This window comes from Aeromonas sp. TS_SC_11, assembly GCF_057318915.1.
The window spans coordinates 2,814,970-2,827,654 of record NZ_CM170470.1 but is presented as its reverse complement, the minus strand read 5'-3'; the positions used below and the strand labels follow the sequence as shown (position 1 = coordinate 2,827,654).

Genomic DNA, 12,685 nt, shown 5'->3' with positions numbered 1-12,685 from the left:
AGAGAAGGAAAGTGTGATCGAGCTCTATTAATTCGGTGAGAGGCAGGCGTTATTGAAATATAAATATTGCCAATAAATTAACATTTAAATAACAATGAAGGCCGTGAGAATGATGCAGCTCAGCAACACTTCTCTCATCCCTTTTTGCCTGTATGGCTGCTGCGAAGAACCAGGGTAGGATTCTACCCTGGTATTTTTTTACATTTAAATCAGACGATTACCGAATCTAACTGCCGCATACTCGCTCACCAAGGCGAAACAGGCTGAACTCGCCGGGCGCCATTTTGACCCAATTTTCATTGCCAGTGAGCGGGCGGGTCGCCACCAGGGTGACCACGTCATCCGGGGTTGTCTCGCTCTGAAAATCGATGGCCACATCTTCATCCAGCAGCCGGGCCTCGCCAAACGGAGCACGCCGGGTGAGCCAGTGCAGGTTGTTGCTGCAATAGGTCATCACGAACTCCCCATCCGACAGCAGCATGTTGAATACCCCGAGTCCGCGCAATTCATCGCACAGGGTCGCCAGATAGCGAAACATGGCGGGGAAATTGGCGGGGCGCTTGGGATATTTCAGCTCCAGTCGGTTGAGCAACCAGCAAAAAGCATGTTCGCTGTCGGTGTCTCCCACCGGACGGTGCCGCCCGGTTGCAAGTCGCTTGTAGCCGGTCAGCTGGCCATTATGGGCAAAGGTCCAGTAGCGGCCCCACAGTTCACGGGTGAACGGATGGGTGTTTTCCAGCGACACGCAGCCGCGGTTCGCCTGCCGGATATGGCTGACCACGGCGCGACTCTTGATGGGCAACGCCTGTACCAGCTTGGCTATCGGCGACTGGGCACTGGGCTCGGGATCCTTGAAGGTGCGAAACCCCCTCCCCTCATAGAAGGTGATCCCCCAGCCATCCTTGTGTGGCCCCGTCTTGCCGCCGCGCAGCATCAGACCGGTAAAGCTGAAGCAGATATCGGTCGGCACATTGGCACTCATGCCGAGCAGTTCGCACATAACCAGCGGACTCCTTATTACTTGGCCATCTCTTTTTCGACCAACTGGATCAGGATATGAATCACCTTGATGTGCACTTCCTGAATGCGGTCGGCATAACCAAAGTGCGGCACCCGGATCTCGACATCGGCCATACCCGCCATCTTGCCACCATCCTTGCCGGTCAGCGCTATCACCTTCATGCCCTTGGCATGGGCGGCTTCAATGGCCTTGAGGATGTTGCCCGAATTGCCACTGGTGGAAATGCCGAGCAAGACGTCACCACGACGGCCGACCGCTTCCACATAACGGGAGAACACATAGTCGTAGCCAAAGTCGTTGGAGACGCAGGAGAGGTGGCTGGGATCGGAAATGGCAATACCGGCATAGCCTGGACGGTTCTCGCGATAACGGCCCGTCAGCTCCTCGGCAAAATGCATGGCATCGCAGTGGGAACCACCATTGCCACAGGAGAGCACCTTGCCTTCCTGTTTAAAGGAGTCTGCCAGCAGTTTGGCGGCTGCCTCTATGTTCTTCAGATTCTGCTCATCTGCCAGGAACGCCTGGAGCACGCCAGCAGCTTCGGTCAATTCATTGCGGATCAGTTCTTGGTACATGATGTCTCTTCCAAAATGTGGGCGGCGTCATTGTCGCACAAGCCAATCCAATCGTCGCCCCCCAGCCAGCCAAGATGCCGCCTGCAGGACGTTATGCCGCTCACAGCGTGAAGGTAACGAGCTTGTAAACAGCTTGATAAGTTTGTGCGTATGAATTACAACAGGGGCCATATCCAACAGGTCAGACCTCTGGATCAGTTAATCTACTGCTTAGCCAACTTCGGCAACTCATGCAAGGAGCGAAAAATGACGACGACCCTCACTCTGCTCGGGGTGATCCTGGTGATCGGCGCCATGGCTTATCGCCGGGCGTCTCTGTTCACATCCACGCTTGCCACGGCCGCCGCCTTGGTCGCTGGCACCCTCTATGGCCATGTCCCCCTGCTGGTGTGGGCACTGTTCGCCGTGATTGCCATCCCCCTCAACCTGGTGGATTTTCGCCGCAATCAGCTGACCAAGCCGCTGTTCAAGATCTACAAGTCGATCATGCCGGAGATGTCCCGCACCGAGAAGGAAGCCATCGAAGCCGGGACCACCTGGTGGGAAGCGGACCTGTTCGCCGGCAACCCGAACTGGAAGAAGCTGCACGCCATCCCGGTCAGCGTTCTATCAACCGAAGAGCAAGCCTTCATGGATGGCCCGGTTGAAAACGTCTGCCGCATGGTCAACGACTGGGAAGTGACTCACGAGCGGGCCGATCTCTCCCCCGAGGTGTGGCAATACCTGAAGGACAACAAGTTCTTCGCCATGATCATCAAGAAGAAATACGGTGGTCTGGAATTCTCCGCCTATGCCCAGTCCTGTGTGCTGCAAAAACTGTGTGGCGCCAGCGCCGTGCTGGCCTCCACAGTAGGCGTCCCCAACTCCCTCGGCCCGGGTGAACTGCTGCAACATTACGGCACCGATGAGCAAAAAGACCACTACCTGCCCCGCCTGGCGGTAGGCAAAGAGATCCCCTGCTTCGCCCTGACCAGCCCGGAAGCGGGTTCCGACGCCGGCTCCATTCCCGACTTCGGCATTATCTGCAAGGGTGAATGGGAAGGGGAAGAGGTGCTTGGCATGCGCCTGACCTGGAACAAGCGCTACATCACGCTCGCCCCTATTGCTACCGTGCTGGGTCTGGCCTTCAAGCTGCGCGACCCTGATCACCTGCTGGGTGACGAAGAGGAGCTGGGCATCACCTGTGCCCTGATCCCGACCCACATCAAAGGGGTCGAGATAGGCCGTCGTCACTTCCCGCTCAATGTGCCGTTCCAGAATGGTCCGACCCGTGGCGACAATGTGTTTGTACCGCTCGACTTCATCATAGGTGGCCCGGCCATGGCCGGTCAGGGCTGGCGCATGCTGGTCGAATGCCTCTCGGTTGGCCGCGGTATCACGTTGCCCTCCAACAGCACGGGCGGCGTCAAGATGCTGGCCCTGGCGACCGGCGCCTACAGCCGCATCCGCCGCCAGTTCAAGCTGCCCATCGGCAAGATGGAAGGCATTGAAGAGCCGCTGGCCCGTCTCGGTGGCAACGCCTACATAATGGGCGCTGCCGCCAACCTGACAGTGACCGGTATCGATCTGGGGGAAAAACCCTCGGTCATCTCCGCCATCGTCAAATACCACCTCACCGACCGTGCCCAGAAGTGCATCATAGATGCCATGGACATCCACGGCGGCAAGGCCATCTGCATGGGCCCGAACAACTATCTGGCCCGTGGCTATCAGGGTGCCCCGATCGCAGTGACAGTAGAAGGGGCCAACATCCTGACCCGCAGCATGATCATCTACGGTCAGGGCGCCATCCGCTGCCACCCCTATGTCCTGCCGGAGATGCTGGCAGCCAGCCATCCGGACAAGGAGCAAGCGCTGAAGGATTTCGACAAGGCCATGTTCAGCCACGTCGGTTTTGCCATCAGCAACCTGGTGCGCAGTTTCTGGCTGGGCTTGACCGGTGCTCGCTTCGCCGCAGCCCCTTACAAGGATCAGACCAAGGGCTATTACCAGCAGCTCTCCCGCCTCTCGGCCAACCTGGCCTTCCTGTCAGACATGGCCATGGGCACCCTGGGCGGCGAGCTCAAGCGCAAGGAGCGTGTCTCCGCTCGCCTGGGCGACGTGTTGAGTCAGCTCTACCTCGCCTCAAGTGCCCTCAAGCGCTATCAGGATGAGGGTCGTCAGCAGGCGGATCTGCCACTGCTGCACTGGGCACTGCAAGATGCGATGTTCAAGGCGCAAGAGGCGATCGACGAGCTGTTGCGCAACTTCCCGAACCGCTGGATTGGCCTTGCGCTGCGCGTCATAGTGCTGCCGCTGGGTCGTGACATGAAGCGCCCGAGCGACAAGCTGGACCAGCAAGTGGCCCGCCTGCTGCAAACGCCGAGCGAAACTCGCAGCCGACTGGCACAGGGTCAATACCTGACCCGCGAAGAGGGCAACCCCTTCGGCTTGCTGGAACAGGCGCTGGATGACGTGCTGGCAGCCGAACCGCTGTTTGACAAAGTATGCAAAGCTGACGGTATCAAGCGTCTGTTTATGCAACTGGACAAAGTGGCGGATGCGGGTCTGGCGCTCGGTGTGCTCAACCAGAATGAGGCCGACTTGCTGCGTCGCGCCGAAGAGAGCCGCCTGCGAACCATCAACGTCGATGATTTTGATCCCATCGACCTGGTTGCCAACAAGACCCTGTTCGAACCATCGGCCTATCACAGAGCAGCCTGATACGCAGAAAACGAACCTGACGCCTCCCATGTGGAGGCGTTTTTTATGGACCTGGATCACGATGACAACAAAGAGATTTCACAGATCAAATTTTATTTCTCAATAAGTTTCCTATCCTTAGTGAAGCAGTTAATGTAAGCACAGGATCCCAAACAGGATTGCATGATGGATGACCAAATCCTGATTATTGACGATGACGATCTGCCCCTTCAGGAACAGCAGCAAGCTGGATGGAAGGTGATGATTGTGGATGATGAGCCCGAAGTGCATCGCATCACCAAGATCACCCTGAGCAAGTTTGAATTCGATAACAAACCCATTGAATTTTTGCATGCTTATTCAGCTGCCAAGGCCAAGGAGTTGCTCGCCAAGACCCCGGACGTAGCCTTGTTGCTGCTAGACGTGGTCATGGAAGTCGATCACGCCGGTCTCGATGTGGTCAAATTCGTGCGCGAAGATCTGCAAAACAAGATGGTGCGCATCGTGCTGCGAACCGGGCAACCGGGGCAAGCGCCGGAAGATGATGTGGTCACCAACTACGACATCAACGATTACAAGGACAAGACAGAGCTCACCTCCCAGAAGCTGCGCACCCTGCTGCGGGCCAGCCTGCGTTCGTACCGAGACATCCGCACCCTGGAGAGCAATCGCCAAGGGCTGGAAAAGGTCATTGAGGCTTCCAAGGGGATCTTCGAAAAACGGGCGCTACGCCAGTTTGTCGAGGGCGCGCAGGAACAGCTCAGCGCTCTGCTCAATCTGGAAGAGTCCCAGATCTATGACGTGAAGCAGCTTGCCTATGAGGTGAGGGATCAGATCCTGGAGCCTCTGCTGCCTGGCCATCCGTCCGTGCGACTTATCGATGCTCCTGCTATTTTGCGTCAGGCCATGACCAATCGCGCCAACGTCTATGATGGCAACCAGATGGTGCTCTACTGTCAGAACCCCCGCCATCACCTGTTGTTTCACATCGAAACCACCCGTCAGCTCAGCCAGATGGACATGGGGTTGCTGAGCCTGTTTACCGAAAACATCATAGTGGCGCTGGAGAACATCCGGCTCAACGAGGTGATTGCAGATAACCAGCGCGAGATCATCTATCGCATCGGCGAGCTGGTGGAAACCCGCTCCAAGGAGTCCGGCCTGCACGTCAAACGGGTCGCCCTCTACACTGAGCTGCTCTGCCAGCTGCTCGGCATGAGCGAGGAGCAGAGCGAGCTCATCAAGCGCGCCTCTCCCCTGCACGATATCGGCAAGGTCGGGGTCCCGGATGCCATCTTGCACAAGCCAGGCAAACTGACCCCGGAAGAGTGGGAGATCATGAAAACCCATGCCCAACTGGGGCAGGACATGCTCTCCGGCAGCGACCTGGCCCTGTTCCAGATAGGCGCCACCATAGCCGGTAACCACCACGAAAAGTGGAATGGCAGCGGTTATCCCCGCGGTCTCAAGGGAGACGATATTCCGTTGGAGGGACGAGTCGTGGCGCTGGCCGATGTGTTTGATGCTCTCGGGTCGGATCGCTGCTACAAGAAGGCGTGGCCGCTGGACAAGGTACTGGCGCTGATAGAAGAAGAGAAGGGACAGCACTTCGATCCCCAACTGGTGGAGCTGATGCTGGCCAATCTGGACAAGTTCCTCGAGATCCGCGATCAGCACAAGGATATCTACGTCGGGGATCATTGACCCCTTTCACACCCGTGCACCAACTGCCGCATATAAAAAAGCCGCCTCAACAGGCGGCTTTTTAGTGAAGGCCTGCTCGTTACTGTTCGGGCAGGTTCAGGTCCAGCTTGGCCTCGGGTTTGGCCCCTTCGCTTTCGGCCTTGTGCGCGGCCATCGCTTTCTTCATCGCACGGCGCTTTTGCAGCAAGATGAATCCCACCCCGCCGAGCAGGACAACCAGTATCCCAGCCCCGCCTAGCAACCATATCAACCAGCCGCTGCTCTCTTTCTCCTCAAATTTGACCTGGGTCGGTACCGCAACCGATGCCACAGGTGTAACCGGAGGGGGGGCCGCCTGCACGGGGAAAATATTGAACGATTTGACCGGCAGTATGACCTGGATCTCGCGGCCCAACCGGGTTGTCCCAAACAGAGTCGCACTCACCTCATACTGACCAACCGCCTTGAGCGCCGACAGATCCACTTCGACTTTGAACCCGGTTGCCACAGCACTGAAAGGCAGACTCTCATTGGTCGTGTTCATCGCCTTGCCTTTGACGACCACGGAGGCGGGATCCAGCTCATCGCCGTCGATCAAAAAAGAGAGCCGGGCACCAACCTCTTGTGACGGGGGCGTCAAGGTGAAGTTGACGGGGAGCGGATAGACAAGGACATCCTGAGACCTGGCCCGGGAGAAGACCTGATTGCCGGTGCTGTACAAAGCCCGATACTTGCCGGCTGGAACATCGAGCAGAGCCTCGGCGGTCATGACGCCATCTCCCGGCACCTCGTCGAGCCCCTTGCCATCATCAAGGTAGTGGCCAAGCACTTCATCCAGAATGGGCTCACCCTGCTGGGTATCATCGTTGAAACGCTGCAACTTCACCGTCATGCCGAGATCCGTGAGGTAATACCCGTCTTTGGGCGGCGCATCGTCAATCAACAGCCAGGATTTGAGTTTGATCACCTCCCCTTGATAGAGCTGGGTCGGCAACAGCTCGGTTTCAAGCTTGATGTTCGACAGGATCCGCACCCGATTGTCAGGGTCTACCTCGCCGATGGCCTGCCAAGGACCCGGCATGGGATCACGAATGGTGATGAGATCATGATCCTTGAGCGCCAGCCAGCCCACCTCGGGTGGTGTGACCTTGCCGACATAGAGCTTGCTGCCATCGGGACGCACCAGTATCACGGAGGAGGTGCCCGGCTTGCGCGTCACGATGAAGGTAATCTCCTTCACGCCATAATCGATGCGAAAGCGATTATCGAGCAGGGGAATGTCAGAGGGGGCAAACACCTCGTTGGCCGTGACCGTCAATGAGGTCAACAGCAGCAGGCCACTCCATAGCTTGCTCATTGCCGCCACAGGCAGGCACCTCCCTTCTTCTGGACCAGATCTAACCTGGCCTCGTGCACCGCTTCGATATCGGCGCCGGCGCGCACTATCTTGAGCGGCGGGCGATTGCTCTCCAGTCGACGAATGCTGGTGTCCTGATTGCGCTCGCTCTCACTGCTTTCGGTGGCCAGGTTCAGCTTGGTCTGGCCACCCGTCATCAGCAGGTAAACGTCGGCCAGGATCTCCGCATCGAGCAAGGCGCCGTGCAGAGTGCGGTGAGAGTTGTCTATGCCGTAGCGATCGCACAGCACATCCAGGTTGTTGCGTTTGCCCGGGAAAAGATCCCGCGCCATCGCCAGGGTATCCGTGATGCTGCAGATATCCCTGGTTTTGAAGTTGAGTCCGAGCTTGCCGAACTCATAGTCCATGAAGCTCACGTCAAAGGGGGCGTTGTGGGCGATAAGCTCGGCACCACGAATGAACTCGATGAAATCGTTGGCGATCTGGCTGAACGAGGGCTTGTCCGCCAGGAAGGCATCCGTGATGCCATGCACCTGGATGGCCTCGGGATCCACCAGCCGATCCGGCTTGATATAGACGTGGTAGTGATTACCGGTCAGCTTGCGGTTGATCACCTCCACACAGCCAATTTCTATGATGCGGTGTCCCAGATAGATGGGGCCACCGGCTGTGTTCATACCTGTGGTTTCAGTATCCAGAATGATCTGGCGATTCAGTTGGGGTGTGTTCATGATCCAATCTATGTCAAACTTCGGCCTTACCCGCTAGTTTACCCCAAGACTCACGCTAAAAAAGATCGATTGCTCATGTTAAAACACATTGATTTATACACGGATGGTTCCTGCCTCGGTAATCCCGGCCCGGGTGGCTATGGCGCCGTCCTGGTCTATGGCGATCACCGCAAGGAGATTTCCGGCGGTTTTCGGTTGACCACCAATAACCGGATGGAGCTGATGGCCGCCATCATGGGGCTGCGTACCCTCAATGCCGCCTGCCAGGTACGGCTCACCACCGACAGCCAGTATGTGCGCCAGGGGATCACCCAGTGGATCATCGGCTGGAAGAAGAAGGGGTGGATGACCTCAAATCGTCAGCCGGTCAAGAACGTCGATCTTTGGAAAGAGCTGGATGCCGAAGTGGCCCGCCATCAGATCGAGTGGCTCTGGGTCAAGGGGCACTCGGGTCACCCCGAGAACGAACGCTGCGATGAACTGGCGCGCGATGCCGCCAGCGGCAAGGAACTCGCCGAAGACATCGGCTACCAGCCCTGACGTGCCATGCCCGGTGCCGCTATCGACTCAGGCAAACGCCAGCGACGACGCACCGGGATGAGCGGAAACCGCCGTTTGCGTGCCGCTATTACATAGACGGATGCAAACGGTCTGCAGTAATCCCGCCCCACACTCTCCCGCCACCAGCCGATCCGGCTCTGTTTGCCCATGAACGAATAGCCGAAGCGTTCGTCAAACATCACCTCACAACCGAGCAGTTGCAACCAGTCGGTGACCCGTGCCGGGGTGAACATTCGTGCCGACCAGGGCAGACGTTGGCGCAGGAAAGGCAGACAATGACCAATACCGACCAGACTGAGCGGGTTATAGCCACTGATGATGAGCCAGCCATCGTCGGTCAGCACCCGCTCTGCTTCACGCAGTACCTGATGTGGATCGGGCGAGAAGTCGAGGCAATGGGCAAGCAGACAGGCATCCACACTGCCGGTGCGTACCGGCAAGGCCAGCGGATCGCCCTTGATATCCAGCAAGCGGCCACTGGTCGCCACCCCTATCTGGTGACGAATGGAAGAACAACCACAAGAGAGCTCGGCGCTCAGGGCGCCCACTTTAAGCAGATGATAACCAAACAGATGTGGGCACCAGCTATCGAGTCGCTCCTGGATCTCGGCAGCCACCCAGTCCCCCATGGGTAACGCCGACCAGCTGGTCGGGACCTCGATTTGTTGTTCGGTACGTGCCAACTGCATAATAGGGCTCAACTTGGGGTGCGAACGCCATCCAGTTATATAAGATACCCTCCCTAAAGAGAAGCTAACTCATGTATACCGTTATCACAGTTCCAGCCTTTACCGACAATTACATCTGGTTGATCAGACACGAAAATCACTGCTTGGTGGTCGACCCGGGCGATGCGGCCCCCGTGCTGGATCGGCTGGCTGCACTGGACTTGCAGCTCGATGCCATCTTGCTGACTCACCACCACCAGGATCATGTGGGCGGCGTCACCGCCCTGCTCAAACATTTCCCTCATGCCAGATTGTATGGCCCCAAACATGACCCCATGCCCGATCACCATGGCCAGTGGCTTGATGACGGGGATCAGATCAACTGGCATGGTTTGAGCCTGGATGTCATTCATGTGCCCGGTCATACCCATGGCCATATTGCCTACCACGGCCATGGCATGCTGTTTTGCGGTGATACGCTCTTCTCCGGCGGTTGCGGTCGCCTGTTCGAAGGCACCCCGGCCCAGATGCATGACTCGCTGAAGCGGCTCGCGGCTCTGCCCGACGACACCCTCATCTATTGTGCCCACGAATACACTCTCTCCAACCTGCGCTTCGCCTACGCAGTCGAGCCCGACAACAAGGCGATCCAGCATCGGATCGGCATGATCAGCAAACTGCGCCAGCAGGGCCTGCCGAGTCTCCCTTCTCGCTTGGGCGATGAGCGCGATTTCAACGTTTTTCTGCGTTGCGAGCAGGATTCCGTGAAATTTTCTGCTGAAAAACACGCCTTAAAATGCTTGGAAAATCCAGAGGATACCTTCGCCGTCCTGCGCAGCTGGAAGGACGTTTTTTGAACGAACCTTGATCAGGGGGCCATTGCCCCTTATGATGCCAGCTGTTTTTCAAGAGATGACCTGAGCGAGATGAAGGTACGAACGGCCTTATTGGCGGCGCTGTTTCTCAGCGGCTGCCAAAACCTGAGCCATCAGGATGACCGGGCGCTAACGGCAATCGAGCCGATCAAGTCCCCCCAAGTCAACAAAAAAGCGTATAAAAAACATTCGACGCGCTTCCTGTTCGGTGACGAACAGATCGATGCACTGGATGACACGGATAACCTGTGGGTGCGTATCAGCGATGATATGCAGTTTGAACCACAGGACAATGCCCGTGTCAGCCAACAGCGTGATTGGTTACTGCGCAACGATAAGCATCTGGCGACCATTGCCAGCCGGGCTGAGCCCTACCTGTATCTGATGGTAGAGGAAATCGAACGGCGTGAGCTGCCAATGGAGCTTATTACCATTCCCATGATCGAGAGCATGTTCGATCCCCACGCCCGCTCCCGCAGCAATGCGGTCGGCCTGTGGCAATTCGTGCCTGCGACCGGCAAGAACTTCGGTCTGCGCCAGGACAGCTGGTATGACGGCCGACGCGATGTATTGGCCTCCACCAATGCCGCGCTGGATTATCTGGAGTACCTGAACCGCTTCTTTGATGGCGACTGGCTGCAAACCCTGGCTGCCTACAATGCCGGCGAAGGGCGCGTGCGCAACGCCATTGTGCGCAACCAGAAGGCCGGTCGTCCCACCGATTACTGGTCTCTCGATCTGCCCCGCGAAACCCGGATGTATGTCCCCAAGATCCTGGCGATGGCTGACATGATCCGCAATGCGGACAACTACAATGTCACCCTGCCGGTACTGGCCAACAAACCGCAGCTGCGGGTGGTCAATACCGGAGGCCAGATCGACTTGAACGTGGCCGCTCAGCTGGCGGGCTTGCGTCCGGCTCAGCTGAAAGAGGTCAACCCGGCCCTGAGCCGCTGGTCAACGTCTCCCCAGGGCCCCTATCGGTTGCTGGTACCGGTCGAATATGCCGATACCCTGGAGCTAGCGCTGGCCGATCTGCCACAGAGCGAGCGTATACGCACCCGCTCCTATCAGGTCACCAGTGGCGATACACTCTCCCGCATCGCCCAGAACAACGGGGTGAGTGTGCAACAGCTCAAGTTGGCCAACAACCTGCGTGGCAACAATCTGCGCCGTGGCCAGACCCTGATGATCCCGACCGGCAGCAGCAAATCTGGTGTCAGTTCGGCCGTTCAGAGCAAGCCGCAGCAAGTCGCCAAGCGCAGCGGTGGCAAGCTCCAGTACAAGGTGCGTTCCGGTGACAGCCTCTGGAGCATCAGCCAGGCTCACGGGGTCAATCATGACGAGCTGGCAAAGTGGAACGGTCTCAATGCCAAATCGTCCCTGAAACCCGGCATGAAGCTGGTGATCTGGCCCAAGCAGGGCAAGAGCAGCAACAAGTCCATGGTCTATCAGGTACGCCGTGGTGACTCTCTCTCCGCCATTGCCGCCCGTTTTCAGGTCGCCGTAATGGATGTGATGCGCTGGAATCAGCTCGGCAAGAGTGACAACCTCAAGCCGGGTCAGGAACTGACCCTGTTCGTGAAAAACAGCAGCTGATTGTTCACCACTCCATACGAAAACACCCCGCCAAGTGCGGGGTGTTTTTTTATCGGGTCTGGCTGCTCCTATCCGGGAACATCAGGGGGTGATGGCCTGGGCCGAAAAGCGCGCCATGATGGGATTGTGATCCGAGGCATCGGTGGCCGGGCTGCTCACTTCTACCAGATCCAGATTGCGGTAATAGAGGTGATCCAACGGACGGCCAAATGCGGTACGGCGCAGATCCGGCACAGGAATGGCTTCCTGCAACCCCAGCTCCCCCACCAGCTTGTTCAACCAGAATTCCCGTTTGTCGCTCCAGGTGTTGAAATCCCCGGCCAGAATGACGGGCCCCTGATGACGGCGAATGAGAGCCGTCAGGTCATTGAGCTGTTCGCGGAAGGTGGCCATGCCCAGTTCGAAGTTGACCGCATGCAGATTTACCACCAGCACACCGTCAGGATCGCCCTGCAAGGGGTACAGGCTGACCAGACCAGATTTTGGAATGCGTAGCAGAGGCTCGGGGGAACGAACGCCGCAGACGAAGGCCTGTGGCGTTTTGGCGACCGTCATGACGCCAAATGAAACGCCGCCCTGAGTAAAGGCTTGCAACTGTTGCCACTGAAACTCACCGGCCTTGAGCCAGTCCAGCATGTCCGGACGGGTCGCCGACTCCTGCAACAACACCAGATCCTGGGATTTGGCATACTCGTCCAGCCCCTCGCGCCAGTTTTTACGCTGACCCTTGTAGAGGTTCCAGACTGTGATGCCAAACTCGCGGGGCAAGGCGGTGGAGGCCAGCGCCACCAGTGGCGGCTTCTGGCAGTCGACGCCGGGAATGATGCCCTGCGCCGTGATCATATGATCCTGATCCGGTACCTCGAAACAGCCAACCAACCCCAACGTCAACAGCGACGTACCCAGAATGCGATAACTATTTTTCATTGGCTA

11 protein-coding genes are annotated in these 12,685 nt (G+C 57.7%); 5 read left to right on the top strand and 6 right to left on the bottom strand.

What is annotated here, in order from left to right; genetic code table 11:
* Nucleotides 1–226: 226 nt before the first annotated feature.
* Both AC1P02_RS13300 and lpcA read right to left on the bottom strand, forming a co-directional pair.
* Nucleotides 227–1,000 carry a class II glutamine amidotransferase gene (locus AC1P02_RS13300; RefSeq protein ID WP_485182429.1) on the bottom strand — a complete coding sequence of 258 codons (774 nt, stop codon included), beginning with the start codon at nucleotides 998–1,000 and terminating at the stop codon, nucleotides 227–229.
* 17 nt (nucleotides 1,001–1,017) lie between these two features.
* Nucleotides 1,018–1,596 (bottom strand): D-sedoheptulose 7-phosphate isomerase, encoded by a 579-nt coding sequence (gene lpcA / locus AC1P02_RS13295; protein ID WP_485182428.1) that lies wholly within the window; start codon nucleotides 1,594–1,596, stop codon nucleotides 1,018–1,020.
* Between the two features lie 246 nt (nucleotides 1,597–1,842).
* Between lpcA and fadE the strand changes: the two genes are divergently transcribed.
* Together fadE and AC1P02_RS13285 are read left to right on the top strand one after the other, a co-directional pair.
* Entirely contained in the window at nucleotides 1,843–4,299 is a 2,457-nt protein-coding gene (fadE, locus tag AC1P02_RS13290) for an acyl-CoA dehydrogenase FadE (protein WP_234577654.1), read from the top strand.
* Nucleotides 4,300–4,464: 165 nt separating this feature from the next.
* Nucleotides 4,465–5,982 carry an HD domain-containing phosphohydrolase gene (locus tag AC1P02_RS13285; protein WP_290044591.1) on the top strand — a complete coding sequence of 506 codons (1,518 nt, stop codon included), beginning with the start codon at nucleotides 4,465–4,467 and terminating at the stop codon, nucleotides 5,980–5,982.
* 79 nt (nucleotides 5,983–6,061) lie between these two features.
* Here the strand turns inward: AC1P02_RS13285 and AC1P02_RS13280 are convergent, their stop codons facing one another.
* Together AC1P02_RS13280 and dnaQ are read right to left on the bottom strand one after the other, a co-directional pair.
* Entirely contained in the window at nucleotides 6,062–7,318 is a 1,257-nt protein-coding gene (locus tag AC1P02_RS13280) for a TIGR03503 family protein (protein WP_485182427.1), read from the bottom strand.
* On the bottom strand, nucleotides 7,315–8,049 hold the full coding sequence (gene dnaQ, locus AC1P02_RS13275; protein ID WP_485182426.1) for a DNA polymerase III subunit epsilon: 735 nt from the start codon (nucleotides 8,047–8,049) through the stop codon (nucleotides 7,315–7,317). Before dnaQ ends, AC1P02_RS13280 begins: the two co-directional genes overlap by 4 nt.
* Nucleotides 8,050–8,124: 75 nt before the next feature.
* Between dnaQ and rnhA the strand changes: the two genes are divergently transcribed.
* A complete protein-coding gene (rnhA, locus tag AC1P02_RS13270) occupies nucleotides 8,125–8,589 on the top strand; it encodes a ribonuclease HI (RefSeq protein ID WP_058395005.1) in 465 nt (154 codons plus the stop codon).
* Here the strand turns inward: rnhA and AC1P02_RS13265 are convergent.
* The gene (locus tag AC1P02_RS13265; RefSeq protein WP_404294529.1) at nucleotides 8,577–9,299 is read right to left on the bottom strand and encodes a class I SAM-dependent methyltransferase; all 723 of its coding nucleotides are present in this window, start codon (nucleotides 9,297–9,299) and stop codon (nucleotides 8,577–8,579) included. The genes rnhA and AC1P02_RS13265 overlap by 13 nt on opposite strands.
* Before the next feature lie 71 nt (nucleotides 9,300–9,370).
* On the opposite strand from AC1P02_RS13265, the gene gloB reads away from it, so the two are divergent.
* Nucleotides 9,371–10,135, top strand: a complete 765-nt coding sequence (gene gloB / locus AC1P02_RS13260) for a hydroxyacylglutathione hydrolase (protein ID WP_485182425.1) — start codon at nucleotides 9,371–9,373, stop codon at nucleotides 10,133–10,135.
* Between the two features lie 69 nt (nucleotides 10,136–10,204).
* Nucleotides 10,205–11,752 carry a LysM peptidoglycan-binding domain-containing protein gene (locus AC1P02_RS13255; protein WP_113720710.1) on the top strand — a complete coding sequence of 516 codons (1,548 nt, stop codon included), beginning with the start codon at nucleotides 10,205–10,207 and terminating at the stop codon, nucleotides 11,750–11,752.
* A gap of 81 nt (nucleotides 11,753–11,833) precedes the next feature.
* Here the strand turns inward: AC1P02_RS13255 and AC1P02_RS13250 are convergent, their stop codons facing one another.
* Complete coding sequence (locus tag AC1P02_RS13250) at nucleotides 11,834–12,679, bottom strand: endonuclease/exonuclease/phosphatase family protein (RefSeq protein WP_309265352.1); 846 nt, start codon at nucleotides 12,677–12,679, stop codon at nucleotides 11,834–11,836.
* Between the last annotated feature and the right edge of the window lie 6 nt (nucleotides 12,680–12,685).